This is a genomic window from Streptomyces sp. NPDC088350 (assembly GCF_044753545.1).
Taxonomy (GTDB): Bacteria; Actinomycetota; Actinomycetes; order Streptomycetales; family Streptomycetaceae; genus Streptomyces.
The window spans coordinates 273242-293408 of the sequence record NZ_JBIVNL010000004.1 but is presented as its reverse complement, the minus strand read 5'-3'; the positions used below and the strand labels follow the sequence as shown (position 1 = coordinate 293408).

At 68.5% G+C, this 20167-nt stretch carries 27 protein-coding genes and 3 tRNA genes; 6 read left to right on the top strand and 24 right to left on the bottom strand.

Annotation, left to right across the window (positions count from 1 at the left end; all coding sequences use genetic code 11):
- Positions 1-61 precede the first annotated feature (61 nt).
- From clpX to ACIQBL_RS15200, 5 genes are all read right to left on the bottom strand, one after another.
- The gene (gene clpX / locus ACIQBL_RS15220; RefSeq protein ID WP_401941336.1) at positions 62-1351 is read right to left on the bottom strand and encodes an ATP-dependent Clp protease ATP-binding subunit ClpX; all 1290 of its coding nucleotides are present in this window, start codon (positions 1349-1351) and stop codon (positions 62-64) included.
- Positions 1352-1512: 161 nt separating this feature from the next.
- Complete coding sequence (locus tag ACIQBL_RS15215; RefSeq protein WP_401941335.1) at positions 1513-2193, bottom strand: ATP-dependent Clp protease proteolytic subunit; 681 nt, start codon at positions 2191-2193, stop codon at positions 1513-1515.
- Positions 2194-2243: 50 nt separating this feature from the next.
- Positions 2244-2846 (bottom strand): ATP-dependent Clp protease proteolytic subunit, encoded by a 603-nt coding sequence (locus ACIQBL_RS15210; protein WP_043676731.1) that lies wholly within the window; start codon positions 2844-2846, stop codon positions 2244-2246.
- A 318-nt stretch (positions 2847-3164) separates the two neighbouring features.
- Positions 3165-4547 carry a trigger factor gene (tig, locus tag ACIQBL_RS15205; protein ID WP_401941332.1) on the bottom strand — a complete coding sequence of 461 codons (1383 nt, stop codon included), beginning with the start codon at positions 4545-4547 and terminating at the stop codon, positions 3165-3167.
- Positions 4548-4753: 206 nt separating this feature from the next.
- A tRNA-Pro gene (locus tag ACIQBL_RS15200) sits at positions 4754-4830 on the bottom strand.
- Between the two features lie 154 nt (positions 4831-4984).
- On the opposite strand from ACIQBL_RS15200, the gene ACIQBL_RS15195 reads away from it, so the two are divergent.
- A tRNA-Gly gene (locus ACIQBL_RS15195) sits at positions 4985-5055 on the top strand.
- A gap of 69 nt (positions 5056-5124) precedes the next feature.
- On the opposite strand, the gene ACIQBL_RS15190 is transcribed toward ACIQBL_RS15195, so the two are convergent.
- The 14 genes from ACIQBL_RS15190 to ACIQBL_RS15125 form a co-directional block, all read right to left on the bottom strand.
- A complete protein-coding gene (locus ACIQBL_RS15190; protein WP_401941329.1) occupies positions 5125-6294 on the bottom strand; it encodes a tyrosine-type recombinase/integrase in 1170 nt (389 codons plus the stop codon).
- The gene (locus ACIQBL_RS15185; protein WP_401941328.1) at positions 6294-6518 is read right to left on the bottom strand and encodes an excisionase family DNA-binding protein; all 225 of its coding nucleotides are present in this window, start codon (positions 6516-6518) and stop codon (positions 6294-6296) included. The genes ACIQBL_RS15190 and ACIQBL_RS15185 overlap by 1 nt, the downstream gene beginning before the upstream one ends.
- The gene (gene repSA / locus ACIQBL_RS15180) at positions 6511-7902 is read right to left on the bottom strand and encodes a replication initiator protein RepSA (protein WP_401941326.1); all 1392 of its coding nucleotides are present in this window, start codon (positions 7900-7902) and stop codon (positions 6511-6513) included. The genes ACIQBL_RS15185 and repSA overlap by 8 nt, the downstream gene beginning before the upstream one ends.
- A complete protein-coding gene (locus ACIQBL_RS15175; RefSeq protein ID WP_401941325.1) occupies positions 7899-8063 on the bottom strand; it encodes a hypothetical protein in 165 nt (54 codons plus the stop codon). Before ACIQBL_RS15175 ends, repSA begins: the two co-directional genes overlap by 4 nt.
- Positions 8060-8275 (bottom strand): hypothetical protein, encoded by a 216-nt coding sequence (locus tag ACIQBL_RS15170; RefSeq protein ID WP_401941323.1) that lies wholly within the window; start codon positions 8273-8275, stop codon positions 8060-8062. Before ACIQBL_RS15170 ends, ACIQBL_RS15175 begins: the two co-directional genes overlap by 4 nt.
- 5 nt (positions 8276-8280) lie before the next feature.
- On the bottom strand, positions 8281-8460 hold the full coding sequence (locus ACIQBL_RS15165; RefSeq protein ID WP_401941320.1) for a hypothetical protein: 180 nt from the start codon (positions 8458-8460) through the stop codon (positions 8281-8283).
- 94 nt (positions 8461-8554) lie between these two features.
- The gene (locus ACIQBL_RS15160; RefSeq protein ID WP_401941318.1) at positions 8555-8866 is read right to left on the bottom strand and encodes a SpdD protein; all 312 of its coding nucleotides are present in this window, start codon (positions 8864-8866) and stop codon (positions 8555-8557) included.
- 23 nt (positions 8867-8889) lie between these two features.
- Positions 8890-9045 carry a hypothetical protein gene (locus ACIQBL_RS15155; protein ID WP_401941316.1) on the bottom strand — a complete coding sequence of 52 codons (156 nt, stop codon included), beginning with the start codon at positions 9043-9045 and terminating at the stop codon, positions 8890-8892.
- A gap of 14 nt (positions 9046-9059) precedes the next feature.
- Positions 9060-9248, bottom strand: a complete 189-nt coding sequence (locus tag ACIQBL_RS15150; protein ID WP_401941314.1) for a mobile element transfer protein — start codon at positions 9246-9248, stop codon at positions 9060-9062.
- Positions 9249-9251: 3 nt separating this feature from the next.
- Positions 9252-9431, bottom strand: a complete 180-nt coding sequence (locus ACIQBL_RS15145; RefSeq protein WP_401941311.1) for a hypothetical protein — start codon at positions 9429-9431, stop codon at positions 9252-9254.
- 18 nt (positions 9432-9449) lie between these two features.
- Positions 9450-10106: a DUF2637 domain-containing protein gene (locus ACIQBL_RS15140; RefSeq protein WP_401941308.1), complete on the bottom strand. Its 657-nt coding sequence runs from the start codon at positions 10104-10106 to the stop codon at positions 9450-9452.
- A gap of 77 nt (positions 10107-10183) precedes the next feature.
- Positions 10184-10357, bottom strand: a complete 174-nt coding sequence (locus tag ACIQBL_RS15135; RefSeq protein WP_401941306.1) for a hypothetical protein — start codon at positions 10355-10357, stop codon at positions 10184-10186.
- A gap of 84 nt (positions 10358-10441) precedes the next feature.
- The gene (locus ACIQBL_RS15130; protein ID WP_401941304.1) at positions 10442-11764 is read right to left on the bottom strand and encodes an FtsK/SpoIIIE domain-containing protein; all 1323 of its coding nucleotides are present in this window, start codon (positions 11762-11764) and stop codon (positions 10442-10444) included.
- 2 nt (positions 11765-11766) lie between these two features.
- Positions 11767-12096 (bottom strand): hypothetical protein, encoded by a 330-nt coding sequence (locus tag ACIQBL_RS15125; protein WP_401941302.1) that lies wholly within the window; start codon positions 12094-12096, stop codon positions 11767-11769.
- 189 nt (positions 12097-12285) lie between these two features.
- Here ACIQBL_RS15125 and ACIQBL_RS15120 point away from each other — a divergent pair, with 189 nt between their 5' ends.
- Together ACIQBL_RS15120 and ACIQBL_RS15115 are read left to right on the top strand one after the other, a co-directional pair.
- The gene (locus ACIQBL_RS15120; RefSeq protein ID WP_401941299.1) at positions 12286-12606 is read left to right on the top strand and encodes a putative quinol monooxygenase; all 321 of its coding nucleotides are present in this window, start codon (positions 12286-12288) and stop codon (positions 12604-12606) included.
- The gene (locus tag ACIQBL_RS15115) at positions 12603-13838 is read left to right on the top strand and encodes a helix-turn-helix domain-containing protein (RefSeq protein WP_401941297.1); all 1236 of its coding nucleotides are present in this window, start codon (positions 12603-12605) and stop codon (positions 13836-13838) included. Before ACIQBL_RS15120 ends, ACIQBL_RS15115 begins: the two co-directional genes overlap by 4 nt.
- A gap of 459 nt (positions 13839-14297) precedes the next feature.
- On the opposite strand, the gene ACIQBL_RS15110 is transcribed toward ACIQBL_RS15115, so the two are convergent.
- A tRNA-OTHER gene (locus ACIQBL_RS15110) sits at positions 14298-14383 on the bottom strand.
- A 182-nt stretch (positions 14384-14565) separates the two neighbouring features.
- On the opposite strand from ACIQBL_RS15110, the gene ACIQBL_RS15105 reads away from it, so the two are divergent.
- Complete coding sequence (locus ACIQBL_RS15105) at positions 14566-15021, top strand: DUF6083 domain-containing protein (RefSeq protein ID WP_401941295.1); 456 nt, start codon at positions 14566-14568, stop codon at positions 15019-15021.
- 228 nt (positions 15022-15249) lie between these two features.
- On the opposite strand, the gene ACIQBL_RS15100 is transcribed toward ACIQBL_RS15105, so the two are convergent.
- Positions 15250-15450 (bottom strand): hypothetical protein, encoded by a 201-nt coding sequence (locus ACIQBL_RS15100; RefSeq protein WP_401941294.1) that lies wholly within the window; start codon positions 15448-15450, stop codon positions 15250-15252.
- On the bottom strand, positions 15450-15644 hold the full coding sequence (locus ACIQBL_RS15095) for a hypothetical protein (protein WP_026178055.1): 195 nt from the start codon (positions 15642-15644) through the stop codon (positions 15450-15452). The genes ACIQBL_RS15100 and ACIQBL_RS15095 overlap by 1 nt, the downstream gene beginning before the upstream one ends.
- A 305-nt stretch (positions 15645-15949) precedes the next feature.
- On the opposite strand from ACIQBL_RS15095, the gene ACIQBL_RS15090 reads away from it, so the two are divergent.
- Complete coding sequence (locus ACIQBL_RS15090; protein ID WP_401941292.1) at positions 15950-17089, top strand: acyltransferase family protein; 1140 nt, start codon at positions 15950-15952, stop codon at positions 17087-17089.
- Here ACIQBL_RS15090 and ACIQBL_RS15085 read toward each other — a convergent pair.
- Positions 17086-17544, bottom strand: coding sequence for an HD domain-containing protein (locus ACIQBL_RS15085; protein WP_401941289.1), 459 nt, complete (start codon positions 17542-17544; stop codon positions 17086-17088). The genes ACIQBL_RS15090 and ACIQBL_RS15085 overlap by 4 nt on opposite strands.
- Positions 17541-18728 carry a PP2C family protein-serine/threonine phosphatase gene (locus ACIQBL_RS15080; RefSeq protein WP_401941286.1) on the bottom strand — a complete coding sequence of 396 codons (1188 nt, stop codon included), beginning with the start codon at positions 18726-18728 and terminating at the stop codon, positions 17541-17543. Before ACIQBL_RS15080 ends, ACIQBL_RS15085 begins: the two co-directional genes overlap by 4 nt.
- Positions 18729-18890: 162 nt before the next feature.
- On the opposite strand from ACIQBL_RS15080, the gene ACIQBL_RS15075 reads away from it, so the two are divergent.
- Complete coding sequence (locus ACIQBL_RS15075) at positions 18891-20150, top strand: GNAT family N-acetyltransferase (protein ID WP_401941283.1); 1260 nt, start codon at positions 18891-18893, stop codon at positions 20148-20150.
- The last annotated feature ends 17 nt before the right edge of the window (positions 20151-20167 follow it).

Below are 20167 nucleotides of genomic sequence, written 5' to 3'. Positions count from 1 at the left end.
AAGTGCGAAGGGCGCCCGGTCAGTTGACTGACCGGGCGCCCTTCGTGCCGTACGGAAGCGGTTACGCCGTCTTCTGCTCGCCCGGACCTCGCCCATTGCGCGCGTCGCGCGGGATCAGGGTCGGGTTGACGTTCGAGAGGACGACGTCCGCCGTGATGACGACGCGGGCCACGTCCTTGCGGGACGGGACCTCGTACATGACGCCCTGGAGGACTTCCTCCATGATGGCGCGCAGGCCGCGGGCGCCGGTCTGGCGGAGGATGGCCTGGTCGGCGATGGCTTCGAGGGCCTCGCGCTCGAAGTCCAGCTCCACACCGTCGAGTTCGAAGAGGCGCTGGTACTGCTTCACCAGCGCGTTGCGCGGCTCGATGAGGATCTGGAGCAGGGCCTCGCGGTCCAGGTTGTGGACCGAGGTGATGACGGGGAGGCGGCCGATGAACTCGGGGATCATGCCGAACTTGACCAGGTCCTCGGGCATGACGTCCTCGAACTGGTCCTTGGACTGCAGCTCCCGCTTGGAGCGGATCGTCGCGCCGAAGCCGATGCCCTTGGCGCCGGCCCTGGACTCGATGAGCTTCTCCAGGCCCGCGAAGGCGCCGCCCACGATGAACAGGACGTTCGTCGTGTCGATCTGGATGAACTCCTGGTGGGGGTGCTTCCGTCCGCCCTGCGGCGGGACCGAGGCCGTCGTGCCCTCCAGGATCTTCAGCAGGGCCTGCTGGACGCCCTCGCCCGACACGTCACGGGTGATCGACGGGTTCTCGCTCTTGCGGGCGACCTTGTCGATCTCGTCGATGTAGATGATCCCGGTCTCGGCCTTCTTGACGTCGTAGTCCGCCGCCTGGATCAGCTTCAGCAGGATGTTCTCGACGTCCTCGCCGACGTAGCCCGCCTCCGTGAGCGCGGTCGCGTCGGCGATCGCGAACGGCACGTTCAGCATGCGGGCCAGGGTCTGTGCGAGGAGGGTCTTGCCCGAGCCCGTGGGGCCGAGCAGCAGGATGTTGGACTTCGCCAACTCGATGGCGTCCTCGCGGCTCTGGCCGCCGCCGTTCTCACCGGCCTGGACGCGCTTGTAGTGGTTGTACACCGCGACCGAGAGTGCCTTCTTCGCCGACTCCTGGCCCACGACGTAACCCTCGAGGAACTCGTAGATCTCGCGGGGCTTGGGGAGTTCCTCCCAGCGGACCTCGCTCGTCTCCGCGAGTTCTTCCTCGATGATCTCGTTGCAGAGGTCGATGCACTCGTCGCAGATGTACACACCGGGCCCTGCGATGAGCTTCTTGACCTGCTTCTGGCTCTTGCCGCAGAACGAGCACTTGAGCAGATCGCCGCCGTCACCGATGCGTGCCACGGTGTGCTTCCCCTTCGCCTGGGAGCCGCCTGGGTCCAGCGGCTCCTGGTGCTGCCTTATGTCCGACGGTACCTTGCCGGGCCCCCCGTTCGGGCCCCCCTTGGCACGGTTCACTTCCACGTGGACCGTGCCGAGGGGTGTTGGACGATACAGAGTCCGGGTCAGCGGACGTCGGCGTTGTTCATCTTCCGGGTGGAGATGATCTGGTCGATCAGGCCGTACGACAGGGCGTCCTCGGCCGTGAGGATCTTGTCGCGCTCGATGTCCTCGCGGATCTTGTCCAGCGGGGTGGTCGAGTGCTTGGCCAGCATGTCCTCCAGCTGGGCACGCATGCGGAGGATCTCGTTGGCCGCGATCTCGAGGTCGGAGACCTGGCCCCGGCCCGTCTCGCTGTACGGCTGGTGGATCAGCACACGGGCGTTCGGCAGCGCCATGCGCTTGCCCGGGGTGCCGGCGGCCAGCAGGACGGCGGCGGCGGACGCGGCCTGGCCCATGCAGACCGTCTGGACGTCCGGCTTCACGAACTGCATCGTGTCGTAGATCGCAGTAAGGGCCGTGAAGGAGCCGCCGGGGCTGTTGATGTAGATCGAGATGTCGCGGTCGGGGTCCATCGACTCCAGGCACAGCAGCTGCGCCATGACGTCGTTGGCCGACGCGTCGTCGATCTGGACTCCGAGGAAGATCACGCGCTCCTCGAAGAGCTTCGCGTACGGGTCGTACTCGCGCACGCCCTGCGAGGTGCGCTCCACGAAGCGCGGGATCACATAACGGGACTCGGCGGCGGGGCCCGTGTATTCGGCGCGTGCGTGGTCGTACAGGCCGTTGCCGGGGAAGTCGTTCACTGTCTCTCTCCTAGGGGCTGTGACGGTCGGCTGGGGGCTGTGCGGGGGCCTCAGGCCCCGGTGCCGCCGCCGCCCGGCATACCGGCGGCCGTGGGAATGACGTCGTCGATGAGGCCGTACTCCTTGGCCTCGTCGGCGTCGAACCAGCGGTCCCGGTCAGAGTCGCGAGTGATCTGCTCGATGGTCTGGCCGGTGTGGAAGGACGTCAGCTCGGCCATGCGCTTCTTGGTGTGCAGCAGCCGCTCCGCGTGGATCTTGATGTCGGAGGCCGAACCGGCCAGGCCGGCGGAGGGCTGGTGGATCAGGATCTCGGCGTTCGGGAGGGCGAAGCGCTTGCCCGGGGTACCCGCGCTGAGAAGGAACTGGCCCATGGAGGCGGCGAGGCCCATGGCGATGGTCACCACGTCGTTCTTGATGAACTGCATGGTGTCGTAGATCGCCATGCCGGCCGTGATCGAACCGCCGGGGCTGTTGATGTAGAGGTAGATGTCCTTGTCGGGGTCGGCGGCAAGGAGCAGGAGCTGTGCGGTGATCTTGTTCGCGATGTCGTCGTCGACCGCCTGGCCGAGGAAGATGATCCGCTCACCGAGCAGTCGGTTGTAGACCTGGTCGCCGAGGCCACCGAAAGAGGGCTCGCCGGCGGCTGTAGGCATCAGATTCGTCACGTATCCACCTGCTCGTCTTTACGACGGCGCCGGGCCGTCTCACGTGTACTGCCGGGGGCAACGGGGACTCCCCTGCCCTCGTATTCATGGACCCTAACGCGCGGGTCCCTTCGGAGAATCCCGCAAAGGGAACTGTTCGCTGTCAGCACATCGCTGCGCTGGCTGGAGCGGTATCCCCGCGTTGTGGTGGGTTCAGGTTGCCGGGGGGCTGCGGGTCGGCGGGGGCTGGTCGCGCAGTTCCCCGCGCCCCTAGGTAGGACAAGGGCCCCGGGGAGCAATGTCCCCGGGGCCCTTGTGTGCGTTTGCTTACGCCTCTGCGGGCTCCTCGGTGGCGGCCTCGACGGTCTCGACCGTCTCGATGGCGGCCTCCGTCTCGTCCTCGTCATCGAGGTCTACGACCTCGCCGTTGGTGTCCTTCACCGTGGCGGCCTCCACGACGACCGCGAGGGCCTTGCCGCGGGCGACCTCGCCGACCAGGAGGGGGACCTGGCCGCCTTCGACGACCGCCTGGGCGAACTGGTCGGGGGACATGCCGGAGGAGGCCGCGCGGCGCATGAGGTGCTCGGTGAGCTCCTCCTGGTTGACGTTCAGCTTCTCCTTGTTGACGAGCTCGTCGAGGACGAACTGCGTCTTGATGCCCTTGACCGCGGCTTCCTTGGTCTCGGCGTCGAACTCCTCGGCCGTCTTGCCCTGGATCTCAAGGTACTTCTCGAGGTCGAGGCCCATCTGGCCGAGCTGGTGGTGCTCCAGGTTGTGCTTGCGGGTGTTGATCTCGTCCTCGAGCAGCTTCTCGGGGACGGGCACCTCGACGAGCTCAAGCAGCTTGTCCAGGACGCGCTCCTGGGCCTGCGTGGCCTGGTCGTACTGCTTCATGTTCTCGAGGCGCTTGCGGCTGTCGGCGCGCAGCTCCTCCAGGGTGTCGAACTCGGAGGCGAGCTGGGCGAACTCGTCGTCCAGCGCGGGCAGTTCGCGAGCGGCGACCTGGGTGACCTTGACGGTGACCTGGGCCTCCTGGCCGGCCGCGGAGCCGCCCTTGAGCTCGGAGGCGAAGGTGGCCTCGCCACCGGCCTCCAGGCCCGTGACGGCCTCGTCGATGCCTTCGAGCAGCTCACCGGACCCGATGGTGTAGGAGACGCCCTCGGCGACGCCGTCCTCGAGGACCTCGCCGTCGACCTTGGCCTCCAGGTCGAGGGTGACGACGTCACCGTCGACGGCGGCGCGCTCGACCGGGGAGGTCGCGGCGAAGCGCTCGCGGAGCTGCTCGACCGACTTGTCGATGTCCTCTTCGCTGACCTCTACGGCGTCGACCTCGACCTCGATGCCCGAGTAGTCCGGGATCTCGATGGTCGGGCGGATGTCGACCTCGGCGGTGAAGTTCAGCGTCTCGCCGTCCTTCAGCTCCGTGATGTCGACCTCGGGCTGGCCGAGCGGGTTGAGCTCCGCCTCGTTGACCGCCTCGGTGTAGAACTTCGGAAGCGCGTCGTTGACCGCCTCCTCCAGGACCGCACCGCGGCCGAACCGCTGGTCGATGACGCGCGCCGGGATCTTGCCCTTCCGGAAGCCCTTCACCGTGACCTGCTGGTTGATCTTCTTGTACGCCGCGTCGAGGCTGTCCTTGAGCTCCTCGAAGGGCACCTCGATGCTGAGCCGAACCCGGGTCGGGTTCAGGGTCTCCACGGCGCTCTTCACGGTTCGGTCTCCTTGGGGGCTGACTTCTTGGGTTGCGGACCCAGACAGGTCCGGCGGTTTCTGGTCGCCCGGAGGACTTCAAAGTGTGAGAGACACACGGGCGCGCAGCTTGCATAGTAGCCGCAGCGGCTGGACGCCCCAAAAGGCGATCTCGCGAGGTACTCGTGTGGTACCGGTCCTGCTGCCGGTCCCTGAGGTCCGGCACGTGGTCGGGGTGGCGGGATTTGAACCCACGGCCTTCCGCTCCCAAAGCGGACGCGCTACCAAGCTGCGCCACACCCCGTCTGGTGCGACACGTAGGGTACATGCCCGCAGGCAGTGGGGCCGCCGCATTTCACGAGCGCCGGGGGTGCGGGGAATGGGGGTGTGCGCCGGGGGTGCCCGACCCGCTACGATGCTCTCTGTGCCGCGGTCGTCTGACCTGCGGCGCGTCATGCGCGGGCGTAGCTCAATGGTAGAGCACTAGTCTTCCAAACTAGCTACGCGGGTTCGATTCCCGTCGCCCGCTCCGTACGACTCAGGGCCAGGTCGGAGGTTGGATTCTCCGCCTGGCCCTGATCGTTTCCGGGGGCTCCGATCAGCCCGCCGTGTCCCCCTCGTGCCCCTTAGGCTTTCGATCTTGCTTCTTCTTGGCCTTTCGAGCCTTCTTCCGCCCCTTGTCGACGAGCCCGCTCACGGCATCGGCGATCAACCGGTCACGCTCGACACTCGCGTGCTGGTAGATCAGAGCGGCGCGGGCGGTGCTGTGGCCCATGCGCGCCATCAACTCACGAGTGCTGGCCCCGGTCGACGCGGCGAGGGTGTTGCCCGTGTGCCGAAGATCGTGGAAGTGCAGGCCCTTGATCCCCGCGTCCGAACACGCCTTGTGCCACAGCCGGTTGAAGTGGTTGCGGCGCGGAGTCGCCCCCTTCGCTCCGACGAACACCCGACCGTCAGCACCGCGTTCGGCGTACAGGTCCAGGTGCACGCGGATCTCAGGGACGATCGCGGCAGGAATGGCCACGGTGCGCTTGCCCGCCGCACTCTTGGGCGCCTTGATCTCCCGCTGCCCGTTGTTCAGTTCGGCGACGGCCCGGCGGACGCGAACGGCCCCGTGGTCGAGGTCGACATCCCGGCGGTGCAGCCCGACCAACTCACCCCAGCGCAGCCCCAGGAAGCCGGCCATCAGCACGAGCGCGCGGTAGCGGGGTTGGATCGCGTCGGCCAGGCCGTAGACCTCTTGCACGGTCGCGGTCGGTCGCTCCGGTGTGTGCACGGTACTGGCCCCTTTGATCGTGCACGGGTTGCGGCGGATCAGCAGGTCAGCCACGGCTGTACCGAGGATGGCGCGCATCAGGGCGTACGCCTTCGCCACGGTGGTCGGACCCGTGCCGCCGGCGAGCTTGTCAGCGCGCCACCGACGCACGAGCGGGGGCGAGATCTCGGCGACGTTGACCGTCCCGAAGGTGGGCGCGAGATGGTGACGCAGGAGCGAGCCGTAGAGCTGACGAGTGGTGGTGGTCAGCTCCCGTTCCCGGATCCAGGCAGCGGCGTACTCGCCGAACGGCACCTTCCCGGCGTCCGGGTCGTGCCAGTCGCCGCGCCGCATCTCGGTCTGCTTGTCGGCCAACCAGTCGTCAGCGTCCCGCTTGGTGGCGAAGGTGTCCGGAGCGGGCCGAAGCAGCCCATCAGGGCCGACGTAGCGGGCCTGGTAGCGGCCGGACGGGAGCTTGCGGACGCGGCCGAACTGTCGTCGTTTGCCAGCCATCAGGCAGCCACCGCCCGGAGGACAGAACCCCGCCGACGCGGCTGCACCGTGTTCGCCGCTATGTACGCGTCAATGACGCTCTCAGCGATACGGACATACCGCCCAACTTTGACGTAGGCGATCCGGCGCTCTTCGATCAGACGACGCGGGAACCGCTCCCCACTGTCTTCCCAGGTGCCGAGACGCACGGCGACCTCAGCCACGTTCAACAGGCGATCAGCCATGTTCACCCTCCCCTGCGTCAGCGTTCAGTTCCTCGCGTGCGGTCTCGCGGTTGAGTTGGATCTCTCGCCGGATGTTGGCGGCGAGCCAGGATTCGCCGGGGGTGTGGCCGTGGCCGGCGTAGGTCCAGTGGGCGAGGGTGAGCGTGGTTGCCTCCGGGATGTCGTCGGGGTCGGGCAGGCCGAGGGCTTCGCGGTGTTGGGCCGCTCGGTAGTCGGCTCGGACCTGTCGCAGGGCGCCCAGGGTGGTGGAGTAGCGGCGGGACTTGGTGGAGAAGTGGCCCCGGAAGCCGAGCATGTGGGCCCAGTCGCGGAGCTTGCGGTCCGGGTAGAGCGCGTGGAGGTCGAGGCAGGCTTCGATCAGCCGGCTCGGGTGGTCGGGCACGTCGAGCAGTACGAGGGCTTCCTTGTTGCCGATCCGGCGGTCGACTGTGCCCGTGGTCTCCGCTGCCTTGGTGGCGTACTTGGCGACGTAGGAGGCAACTGCGGCTTCGGTGATCTCTTCACCGTGGCCGAAGGCGCCGATCGGCTGGACGTCGAGCTGCGTACCCCAGACGAGGGTGCGCGCCGGTTGATCCCCGGCGGGGTCGACGTCGACCGCGACGCGGGCGGCAGCGGCCCGGATCGCGCCGTCGAGCAGGTCGAGGGTGGCCCAGGGCGGCGGGGGGCTGTCGGGTCCGTCCGGTCCGTCGAAGCGGATCACGGCGTGGAAGTGGACGGCTCCGCGCTTTTGGTATTCGGCGACCTTGCCGAAGGCCACGCGGCACTGAGCGTGTGCGTCTTTCTGGGTGAGACCGGCGCGCTTGGCGATCTCGCGGCGTAGGTAGATCGTGAAGTAGCGCCACAGGTCGGAGGCGTGGTTGTTCCACAGCACCGCGCCCGCGTAGTCGTACGAGGCGGGGTCGAGCGGGGTGCCGAGTTCGGGCGCGTCCTCCGCGTGCTGCCGACCGCAGCGGCAGGGCCGGTTGCCGGGGCGGTTGTGGACAGGGCCGAACGAGGGCGCGGTGAGGGTGGCGAAGACCCGGGGGTGGTCGCGGATCGTGTGCGGGGTGCCCTTGGCAGGGTCTCCGACGAGTCCGGCGCGGATGAGGTGGTAGGTGTCGCCGGCGTACGTCCAGGCGCAGGCCGGACAGCGCGAGGCACGACGGTTGCCGCACGCGATCCGGAGCATGCCGCCGGGCTCGTGCTCGGTCGTGTACGCGTAGAGCACGGTTTTCGTGGTCGGGTCGATGGTCTTGGTGGCGCCGGCGAGGCGGATCGGGTCGGAGCAGCCGCCCGTGCGGCGGATCTGGTCCTGCCAGCGGTCGAAGTGGGCCGAGCCAGCCACCCTCAGCACGTCGTTGAGGGTGGCCGGGTCGAGTCCCGCCAGGGTGGCGGTGTCGGTCACGCGAACACCTCCTGACCCACGGTCAGGAACGCGGTACCGAGCCACCGCGTGTAGGCGGGCGGGATGGCCTCGGTCAGCTCCTCGTGGACGTCGGTCCAGGTGATGCCCATGGCGGCACCGCCGGCGCAGGAGAACAGGTCCAGGACCCGGGGCGCGTTCATCGCCGGCCCCCGTTGCGGTGGGCGGGGCCGTGGTTGGCGCTGTAGTCCTCGACCAGGGCCGTGACGTCGGTGTCGCCGTTGGCGTGGTCCTCGGCACCGCAGCCGCCGCACATGTAGTCGCCCTGCGAGCTGCTGTAGCGGGTACCAGTCTTGACGCGCAGACCGGGGCTGTCCTCGGTCGGGGTGAGGTCGGCGGGGAGCTTGCGGAACATCGCGGTCACCTCCCGGCGCGGACGAGGGCGGCGGGGGCGGTGTGACCGGTGCCCTTGCAGGCCTTGCAGGTGACGCGGAGGGTGACGCGGGAGCCGTCACCGTCGCGGGCACCGGTGGTGATGGCGGCGGCGGCGAAGCCGTCGCAGTCTCGGCAGACGGGCGTGTTCGGGGCGTGCTGGGGCATGATGAGGGCGTCCCTTTCGGGTCCGTTGGATCAGGAATGGGTGAGGCGCCCGGAGCGGCGGAAGTTGGCAGACCGAGGCCGCTCCGGGGGCCGGTTAACGCTGGTTGTTGAGGTCCTTCAGCAGCGAGCGCAGGACGACCGCGACCACGGCGACGGACATGCCCGTAATGGCGACCGCGAGGAGCAGCGAGACCAGGACCGCGCCGACGACGAGGACCACGGCACCGCCGCCGGCCGCGAGGGCGAGCGCACTGCCCGGGGTGAGCTGCACGGTCGGACGATTCGAGACCGGGGCGACCGGGGCCGGAGCCTGCGGAGCGGGCACCGGGGCGCCAGCGGCCAGCACGTGCGGGACCGTGGTCGGGTCGGGGGCGGTGTCCTGCGGCGGGTACTTCGGGGTGAACACGGTTGATCTCCCTTCGAGTTGGGTTACTTCAGGACCGTGGCGAGGGCGGGAGCGAGGACGCTGCCGGCGAGGAGGTAGCCGCCGAGCAGGAGCACGATCACCAGCCACACGGGCGGGCGGATGAGCTTGATGCCGAGGTAGCCGACGATGAGCAGGGCGAACCAGAGCGGAACAGCCATGACGTGATCTCCCTTCAGGCGTTGCAGCGGTGGGTTTGGGCGGTGAGTTCGGCGGCGGCACGGTCGCGGTAGTCGCTGGAGAAGCCGCAGTCCGGCGCGGTGCAGGCGATGGCGTGCTTCTCGCGGCCCCGGTCGTCGGTGTAGGTGGCGACCTGAACGGGTCCGACACGGATCACGTGACGGAAGCGGCGGTACGCGGTCACGGGTCAGTTCCCCTGTCCGGTGAAGTCGCTGGCGTGGTCGGTAAGCCACTGCTGGATCTCGGGGTGTTCGTCGGCGGTGGCCTGGCTGATCGCGGCCTCAGCGGTGGCCACGGCGTCGACGAGGCGGTTGTTCCGGGTCAGTTCCGCCGCCTGTTTGAGGGCGGACTCGATGGACGGACGCATGATGAACTTCCTTTCCTGTCAGGTGAGTTGGAGTTGTGCGGCGATCGCGGCGGTCATCGGTGCGGGCAGTTGGAGCCGGACGAACAGTGCGTCAGCGGGCATGGCCGATCCGGTCGCGGCGCGGTGGGCTTCTGCGATCTTCCGGGCGTGGTCGAGCAGCGCGGCCGGCACCACGGGCGCAGGAACAGCGGGCGGTTCGGGTGCGGCGGGCAGTTCCGGTACCGGGTCGACCGCCGGGGCGGGCTCGTCGGTGCGGTGCATCTCGACTTCCGGCGCGGCCACGTCGTCCACAGGCTGTGGGGAAGCGGGCGCGGCGGTGGGTGAGTGGACCAGGAGGGTTCCGCCGAGGAAGGCGAGGGCGGGCCAGCCGGCGACGAGGATGCGCAGCCAGGCCGGGACATGGTCGAGGTCGAGGAGTCCGGCGGTGGCGACGTTCGCGCCGAGCGAGGCGGACAGGGCGATCACGAACCACGTCCACGCGGCGCGGTCGCGGCGGGCGGTGCGCAGGCGGCGCCAGGCGGCGACCATCAGCAGGTCGACCGAGACCGGGTAGGCCCAGGCCTTCCAGCCGGATTGGTGGGCCGCTTCGGCGAGGTCGTGCAGGTGGGCGAACGAGAGGGCGCCGGCGATGACGGCTTGGATCAGGACTGCGTCCAGACGGACCGAGCGGGCCATGAACGGCACCTCCCTTCAGGAGAGTTGGGCCAGGAGCGGGCGGGGAAAGCGGTCTCCGGCCGCCCGACCCCGGCAGGTCATTCGGCGGGGGCTTCGCCACTGCCCAGGCAGTTGAGGCAGAAGCCGGTTTGCTTGCCGACCGCGCGGCGTTTGCGGCCGACCTGGACGGTGCGGGAGACCTCTCCGGTGCCGTGGCAGACCGGGCAGTCCTTCGCTCCGGTCTCGCGGGCGGCGGTGTCGGCAGTGGCCATGAGCTGCGCTCCTTCCGGATTTCGGCATGGATCGGGTAGGGACCTGGCGCGAGGCGGTCGCGCCGACCGATGGAGCCGGGGGTGTCAGGGCTTGGTCAGCAGCGGGGTGCCGGCGAGCGGCGAGGACGCGGCGGGGGCGAAGGGCCGAAGGAACGGCAGGTCAGGCACCAGGTGCTCGAAGTCCCGGCAGACCGTGGCGACTTCATCGCGGGAGATCTCGGGTGTGCGGATCAGGGACCAGCCGCCATCGGCGTCCGTGGCCACGGCCGTACCGGCACGGCTCGCAGGGATCATGCAGGCGATCGGGACCGCCACCGGGGCAACATCCTTCAGCCCCATCTCGGCCGTTTCCTTGTCGTTGACCCGGTGTACGACCCGCCCGGTGAGTTGGGCGCGGAGCATGGTGGCGCCCTTGCCGAGGTCGGAACCGAAGCGCTGACCGCAGATCTCCAGGTAGATGCCGGCCGAACGGGCCATCTGTGCCAGCCGGATCAACGCCGTGACGATCCGTGTGCGGCGGTCCTCGTCCTCCTTGCGGGAGATCAGGAAGAGTTCGGCGATCTCGTCGACCAGGACCACGATCGGAGCCGGGCGTAGGTCCTCGGGCAGTTCCCAGATGTCCGCAGCGCCGTACAGGCCCAGCAGGTCGAAGCGGTCTTCCATCTCCGTGACCAGCACATCTGCCAGCGAGGCGGCATCGTCCGGGGTGGTCGCCAGGGCCGACAGACGCGGCGCGTACGAGGACTGTTCCACCCCGCGCTTGCAGTCCATCCCCACCAGCGCCACCGGGAGTTGAGCCAGCCCCTTGATCAGGTTGCGCTGATACGTCGACTTGCCCGAACTGTTGGCGCCCAGCGTGAGCGCCATGGGTACCTTGCGGTAGTCCCGCTCGAACACGGTCCCGTCGTCGCGCAGCGCCACGGGCACGACCATGTCCCGGGGCTGGGCCTTGCGCGGCATACGCACCCGCCGCAACACGTCGTACCCGGTCATGCGCAGTTCCACGAACCCCGGCTTCGTCACCGCCACCCGCACCGCGTGCACACCCCAGGCATGCCGCAGCCGCTCCGTGGAGGCGATCACGTCGGCAGGTTCCAGGCCCGCGGGCAGACGCAGGGTCACCCGCAGTCCGGTCATAGTGCCCCGGACCCGGCGGATCTTCGGCGGAACCGGCTGGACCTGACGGCGGGCGACGCTGCGTGCCATGAACGCCCGCAGGCCGGACGGCTGGACCGTCAACCCACACACGTCCATCGTCGAGCGGTACGTCACCGTGAACCGGCCCCACGTCGCGGGCAATCCGACCAGCGACCAGTACGCGCGAGGAGCGCGGTACTTCGCGTAGCCGACACCACCGGCAGCCGCTATGGCGCCCGTGGTCTCCAGCCACATCGTCGCGTCGGTCATGATCAGGCCCCCAGCGGGGTGAGCGCGACCGCACTGAACGCGATGCCCGAGCGCTTCTCGCCCTTGATCACGTTGTCCCAGTCACGCGCCTTCAGGCCGATGACCTGAACCGGCATGCCCGGCGCGAGACCCTCCGGGTAGCCGTTCTCGGGGATCGAGACCTTCAGGAGGTTGCCCTCCCCCTCGTCCGAGACCAGCAGCCCCACGGTCGACATCGGCCGACCTTCCTGGTTCACGGCCCGCTCACCGGTCGCGAAGTTCTTCACCTTCGGTTCGGGCGCAGTCGCCACGAACACCATGGCGGTCGAAACGTCAATCTTGAACGACGGCATTATGGAGTCTCCCCTTGTGGGATGAGCCCCGGGCTGCGTTGTGATCTTGGCGGATGCACGTAGCTCGGGGCGCCTTGTTGTCCGACACCATCGAAGCTACTCGCAGAAAAACTGCGAGTCAACAGAAAATCTGCGACTAGCAGTAGAAGTCTGACTCTGCGAGACTGGATGCGACGAGAAGGAGGAGAAATGGATAACTTTGGGCTTTTTGTTCGCTTCACTCTTCGCGAGGGTGCGGGCGAGGCATTTGACGCGCTGATGCGGGAGACCACCGCCGGAATCCGGGCTCACGAGCCGGGCACTCTGGTCTACGCATGCCACGAGGTGGAGGGCGCACCGAATGAGCGGATCTTCTTTGAGCTATACGCCGATCACGACGCGTTCGAGGAGCACGAGCGCCAGCCCCACACGCGCCACTTCCTCACTGAGCGCACCAAGTACGTTGAGAAGACCGAGGTTGATCGACTCCAGCCGTACGCAGGCAAGTACCCCACCGGAGCCGAGGCGTGACAGGCTCGGACACCAAGACGCTTGGCCAGCGAGTCAAGGAGCTGCGTCGCGCGGCAGGCATGTCACAGAGTGACCTTGCTACCGCGATGAAGCGCTCGGAGAGCTGGGTTTCACAGGTCGAAAGAGGCGTGCAGCCCGTTGAGCGGCTGTCGATCCTTCAGAGTCTTGCCGATGCGCTGAGCGTATCCGTACGCGAGATCCGGCCTGATGCAGCGCCAGCGGAGGAAACCGAGCCGGAAGAGGCTCACGAGAGTAACGACCTGGAAGGGCTGCGCGTGGCCCTCACAGGACACCCAGCTCTGGGCAGCCTCTTTGAACAGTTGCCGGCTGAACCTATCCCCTCGCTTGCCGACTTCCGTCAGCGTGTGGACGAGGCTTGGGCACTCGCCCACGCATCGAGTTACGCGGCATTGAGCGATCACCTGGTGCGGCTGCTTCCGAGCATCGAGGCGGCCGTACGCCATGCCCCCGCCGGCGATCGCTCGGAACTTCATGCTTTGCGTGCCAAGGCGTACCAGGTGGCAGCCGCGAGTTTTACCCGGCAAGACCAGGCCGACGCGGCATGGGTTGCGGCGGACCGGGCGCTCCAGGCAGCCGAACTCGCAGGCCAGCCGCTAGAGGTTGTGGCGAGCCTGTTTCGCATGGCGCATGCCTTCATGCGGCAGCAGCACATGGAACAGGCCGAGCAGGCAGCGAAGTCCGCCGTGGTCGTCATGGCGCCTAGAGCGGACGCCCCTGCATGCCCGCCGGAAGAGTTGTCGCTCTTGGGCGCCATGAACCTGGTTCTCGCTGTGATCAATGCGCGGGAGGGTAACCGGCGACGGACTCACGAGCACATTGACCGGGCGCGCGGGATCGCGGCGCGGTTGGGTGAGGACCGCAACGACTTCGACACGGAGTTCGGACCGACGAACGTTGAGATCCACGCGGTGAGTACAGCCGTCGAGTTGGGGGACGCTGGACTTGCCCTTGAGGTGGCCCAACGGATCGACGCATCCGCCCTTTCACCCGAGCGGCAGTCACGTTTACTGCTTGACGTGGCGCGAGCGCACGCGCAGCGGCGACACGTTGGCGAGGCAACAGCCGCACTCTTGGAGTCCGAGGTTCTGGCACCCGAACAGATCCACGATCACCACTTGGCCCGTGAGGTGATCCGCGACCTAATCCAACTCTCGGAGCCGCGTGTTCCTGAATCCCTTCGCGGCTTGGCCGAGCGGAGCGCGGTGATCTAGCGCTGTTGTTACAGGTTTCTCTACCTCATCAAGTGCCCGCGCAAGCGCGGGCTGGCCCCTGGGCTCCGGCCCCTCTGCGCCTACGGCGCCGGGGCCAAGCCCTGGGGCCGCAGCAAGTTACGGCCCCGAGTAGAGACCTGGACACGCAGTAGCCACGGCCAGAACATGCCTCCGGCGGGGGATCAGCCGGCACCGGGATGGAGGGGGCGCCGTACGCGGCTGCGGGCCCGTAGGGGTGTGCGTGGGGTGCTTCCATCCCGTCCACCATCGACCCAGGCAGAGCCGAGCAGACGCGGCCCATGGCGTCCAGGTCGTTCGTACAGTGGCGCGCTCCACCTGGACGCCATGAACCACGCCCGCTCCACGGTGTGTGGGTCGACGGCGGACGGGATGGAAGCGGGGCGAGTGGTGGGTTGAGGTGATGTCGCGACCTCGGGAAATGGGTGGAGATGCCGAGGGTGGCCACAGCCCGGATTCGAACCGGGGTTTCCGCATCGGGGCGAACCCGAGTGCGACGTCTTGGGCCGCTAAAACGACTCATGGCCAGGCGGATCGTACTGACTCGGAGACCGGCGAGCCCACCTCTTTGTGCGGCATGACGCCTCAGCGTGCCCGGCTGAGATGGAACCCATCACACCGCCCAGATGGACATCTTTGCGCCTGATCGTCAAATGAGGCCAAATCGCGCCCTACTGAGATTCGGTCAGATTCGCTCACACTCGAACACATGGGGGCGATTCGGGATCGTGACCAGCTTGCATGCCATCGCTGCGGGGAGATCAGCCCCACCGTGCGTGAGCGCGGCCGGTTCGGTCTCATGGCGAGCTACTGCGAGGGGTGCTGGAACACCTACGCCAACGAGATGGCCGAAGCCGATGGCGCCACAGCCCCGCCCAGACCGAACCCCGACCCGGACGACGTGACATTGATCGAGCCGCCACGTTGCCAGGAATGCGGCGCTTTGGTTCGCGTGTACCCGACCAACTACGATCGATGGGTCAGCCTCGCCATGGTGGAGTTGCCCGCAAAAGACGCCCCAGCGGCCTTCAGGTGGCGTTTGACGAGGGTTCCGGACCGATCCCCCGTCGCCACGGATATCGTGGCCGTACGGGTCCGTGGAATCGATCCGCTACCGAGCGAACCCGTCGCGCCGGCTCACCGCATGATGTGTGTCCCCGAGTGAACCCGGCGCCGTGTCCTCTGCGTGCCCGATCGAGCGGCGAACGGCGGGGAGTAGCGGGGAACGCCGGCGAGCGACCCGAGAACCGGCAGGTCAGCGTCTCGGCAGGTCAGCCCCGGTCTGCATACGCGATCTTCCAAACTAGCTACGCGGGTTCGATTCCCGTCGCCCGCTCCGTACGACTCAGGGCCAGGTCGGAGGATGATTCCTCGGACTTGGTCCTGACTCGTTTCAGGGCAGCCGGCGGAGCCAGAGCGTGGCGAGTCCGTAGGTGACGGCCGCCACCGCGAGGCCGGTGAGGGCCGTGGCCCGGTACGCCCAGTCGGGCAGCGCGTGCCGGAAGTAGCCGAACGTGGCGTCGCGGGTGAGCAGGAACGCCGCGAACGCGGCGAACAGCGCGCCCGCCGACTCCTTGGTGAAGCGTCCCGCCATCAGAAGCTGATCGAGTTGATCGTCTCGGCTATCGAGTTCAGGAACCGGTTGATGGACGGTGCCATGCCGGTCGAGGCGAGGAAGAAGCCGAAGAGGATGGCGACTATGGCTGGGCCCGCCTTGATCGATCCCCCTCGGATCAACACCACCAGGATGATCGCCAACAGCAGCACCACAGACAGTGAAATGGCCACAACTGATCACACCCTCGGTCGGTCCGCTCTCCCGGCCCGGAGGCGCCACCGCGCGCACCCCCGCCAGAACCATCGTGCCACCAACCCGGCCCACCTATGCGGCGGGTGACGCATCGTTGGTCCCAAAGGTTCGAAAGAGATGCGTTCGCAACCAGTTCGAATTGTTGGCACGAGCACACGAACGCGCGTTCCCGGCATGGCCTTTCGCACCTTTTGATCTGGATGAATCGTGACATCAGGCGCAGATTTCGGACGCGCGCTCGATGGTTTCACCGATTCCCACAGGCAACGCTAGGGTGCCTCAAATGTTCCACGCTGCCACGCCCCCGGGCCAGAACGAACAGAGCAAACAGAACGAACCGAACGAAAAGAACGAACACCCCAGACAGCGCGACGCGTTCTTCGACAACGCGAAGTACCTGGCGATCCTGCTGGTCGCCATCGGCCACTCCTGGGAGCCCCTCAAGGGCGACAGCCGAGTGCTGCAGGGCCTGTACCTGGTCGTGTACAGCTTCCACATGCCGGCCTTCATCATCATCTCCGGCTATTTCTCCCGGAGTTTCGACCTCCGCCCCGACCGGCTGAAGCGACTGCTCACCGGTGTCGCGATGCCGTACATCGTCTTCGAGATCGCCTACTCGCTCTTCAGCCGGTACGGCAACGACGACCCGCACCAGCGGATCACCCTTCTCGACCCGCTGTATCTGACCTGGTTCCTCTGCGCGTTGTTCATCTGGCGGCTGACCACCCCGATCTGGAAACTGGTCCGGTATCCGCTGCCGATCGCCCTCGGTCTCGCCATGCTCGCGTCCTGCACCCCGGACATGACCGACGACTTCGATCTGCAGCGGCTGGCGCAGTTCCTGCCGTACTTCGTGCTCGGTCTGGTCCTGAGGCCCGAGCACTTCCGGCTGGTGCGCCGCCGTGCGGCGCGGGTGCTGGCGGTACCGGTGTTCGCGGGCGCCGTGGTGTTCGGCTGGTGGGCGGTGCCGCGGATGAACGCGAGCTGGGTCTACCACCACGACTCCGCCCAGGAGTTCGGCGCTCCCTGGTGGGCCGGGCCGGTGATGACGCTCCTGATGTTCGCCTGCTCGCTGCTGCTGACCGCCGGCTTCTACTCCTGGGTGCCGAGCCGGAGGACCTGGTTCACGGCGCTCGGCGCGGGCACCCTGTACGGCTATCTGCTGCACGGTTTCCTGGTCAAGGGCGCCGGTTACGCGGGTCTGTTCCACCACGCCTGGCTGCACCGGCCGTACGGCGTGCTCCTCGTGACCGGCCTCGCGGCCACCGCCGTCACCCTGCTGTGCACCCCGCCCGTACGACGGGTGTTCCGCTTCGTGATCGAGCCGCGCATGGAGTGGGCGTTCAGGCGTGACGCGGCCGAACTGGCCCGCGACCGCGAGCGGTTCGAGCAACACGTCGTACGGGAGAAGGTCAGCGCCTAGTCAGGGCCGACCGTGAGGCCGAGAAGTGCGCGCATCCGTGCGTACTTCTCGGTCAGTCGGGTGCGGGTCGGTGCGTCGAGGACCGCGAGGCGCGCCGGGTCCGCGTTGTGCGCCAGGTCCGCCTCCTTCACGAGGAGCGCGCCGGGGGTCGCGAGAACGCGCCCGGCGTACGCCTCCGCGGGTTCCCCGGCCCGCTTGGTGACCGCGAGCACGATGTCCTTCGTACGACGGCTCAGCGCGGCCTCGCTCAGCCACTGCTCGGTGAGTGCGTCGTCCTCCACGGAGTCGTGCAGCCAGGCCGCCGCGAGCTGCTCGGCGTCCCCGCCCCGCGCACGTACGCCCTCCGCTACGGCCTGGAGGTGCTCGGCGTAGGGCCGCCCCGCCTTGTCGGTCTGGCCCTCGTGGGCGGCGCGGGCCAGGGCCTCGACCTCGGCGAGCGTGAGGGGCGCGGTCATCGCGTCGACGCCTGTGCCGCCGCCGTGGGGCCTTCCCGGCAGACCAGCAGCAGGGCCCGGTCGTCGTTGACGTCCTTGGCGACGGCCTCGATGAGGTGCCAGGCGGCGCCGTGGAAGCCGCCGGCGACATAGCGGTCGGCCTCACCCGTGAGGCGGTCGATGCCCTCGACGATGTCCCGGTCGGAGGTCTCCACCAGGCCGTCTGTGAACAGCATCAACACGTCTCCGGGCCGTAGCGATCCCTTCACGGGGTCGAACTGGGCGCCGTCGTACACACCCAGCAGTGGTCCTTCCGCCGCCTTCTCCTCCCAGCGTCCGCTGCCCGCGCTGAGCTGGAGGCCCGGCGGGTGTCCCGCGGAGAAGAGTTCGTAGTCGCCGGAGTCGAGGTCCAGGACGAGGTGGATGGAGGTCGCGAAGCCCTCGTCCCAGTCCTGGCGGAGCAGATAGCCGTTGGCGGCGGGGAGGAAGGCGTGCGGGGGCAGGGAGCCCAGCAGGCCGCCGAAGGCGCCGGAGAGGAGCAGGGCGCGGGAGCCCGCGTCCATGCCCTTGCCGGAGACGTCCGTGAGGACCACCTCCATGGTCCGACCACCGTTCGTCCGCGCCGCGACGACGAAGTCGCCGGAGAAGGACTGGCCGCCCGCCGGCCGCAGCGCCATCTCCCGGTGCCAGCCCTGCGGCAGCTGCGGGAGCTTGCTCTGCACCCGGATGCGTTCGCGCAGGTCGAACAGCATGGTGCCGCCGCGCCGCCAGGGCACGCCCACCCGGCTGCGGAACTGGGCGATCAGCAGCCCGAAGAACCCGCACGCGGCCACCACGAGCACCACGCCCGGGGTCACCCGCGCCGGGCCCTCGGTGTACGGGCCGAGCTTCACCGACTCGACGATCAGTCCGGTGGCCGCCGCCGCGTACAGGCCGAGCAGGCTCGCGGGCCGCAGCAGCAGGCCGCCCGCGACGATCGGCAGGACCAGCGCGGCCGGTGAGAACCACACCGCGTTGGCCAGGGTCATCGCCACGATCACCGGGATCGTGATCAACAGCCCGGCCAGCGCGACCCAGTCCGAGCCGTCCCCGCGGAAGTAGTCGACGGCACTTCTGCGCAGGCCGGTGCGGACCCGGTGAACCAGCTTCTTCAACCGGGCCGTGAACGTGTCGGCCTCCGCGCGCCGCTCTCGTCCTGCTGCCATTAGTTCGGGACCCTATCCATCCGACCAGCCGCTTGGCACGGGAGGTCCCACTTGTCCCCCCTGCGAGGTTCAACTTCACAGTGAACTTCACCGGAGGCCGCCGTGCGGGCGCCGAGCGGAAATTCCCTGGCTCGTCCCGCAATGCGCTGATAGGCATGGTCCATGGGGACAGATGCGAGCAACACGCGTGCGGAGCGGACCGAGCTGCGGGTACTGCGCCAGGACGAGTGGAACACCTGGTACGACAACCTGGTCACGGCCTTCGGCGGACTCCACGAGCCGCCCGAGGAGCGTGAGCTGTGGTCCCGGCTCACCGAGTTCGACCGCTCCCTCGGCGTCTGGGACGGGGACGCGTGCGTGGGGACGGCGGGCGCGTTCAGCTTCCGGCTCACCGTGCCCGGCGGCGCCTCCGTGCCGGCCGCGGGCGTCACGATGGTCAGCGTGGCCGCCACCCACCGGCGGCGGGGCATCCTCACGTCGATGATGCGGCGGCAGTTGGACGACGTACGGTCCTGGGGCGAGCCGCTCGCCGTGCTGACGGCCTCCGAGCCGGTGATCTACGGCCGGTTCGGGTACGGCATCGCGACGATGAAGACGATGGCCGAGATCGACACCGCCCGGGTACGGCTCTCGGTGCCGCCGGGCACGGACGACGTACGGCTGCGCTTCGCCGAACCCGGCGCCGTGCGCGACCAGTGCGAGGCGGTGTACGCGCGTCAGGTGGCCGGGCGCCCCGGCATGCTGGCGCGGCGGCCCGGGTGGGAGGATCTGCCGCTGCTGGCCCCGGAGAGCGAGCGCAAGGGCTCGTCGCCGCTGCAGTGCGTGGTCGCGGAGCGGGAGGGTGAAGTCGTCGGCTACACGCGGTACTTCGTCAAGCCCGAGTGGGACGACCAGGGCCCCAAGGGGACCGTACGGCTGCGTGATCTGGAGGCGCTGGACCCGGCGTCGTACGCGGCGCTGTGGCGGTACCTCTGCGACATCGACCTGACGGCGAAGGTGGCGCTGCACAGCCGGCCCGTCGACGACGCGTGGCAGCACCTCGTCTCCGACGTCCGCCGGTGCTCCGTCCGGCAGACCGACTCGCTGCACGTACGGCTGGTGGACCTGGGTGCGGCGCTGGAGGCGCGGACCTACCAGACGCCCGTGGACGTCGTGTTCGAGGTCGAGGACGCCTTCTGCCCCTGGAACGCGGGGCGTTGGCGGCTCACCGGTGACGCGAAGGGCGCGTCCTGCAAGCGGACCGAGGAACCGGCCGATCTCGCGCTGTCCGTACGGGAGTTGGGGGCCGCGTATCTCGGCGGGGTGTCCCTCGCGTCGCTCGCGGGTGCCGGTCGGGTGCGGGAGCTGCGGGCCGGGGCGCTGGCGGAGGCCTCGCCGGCGTTCGGGTCGGCGGTCGCGCCGTGGCTGCCGCACGGCTTCTAGAACTCCTTCAGGACTGC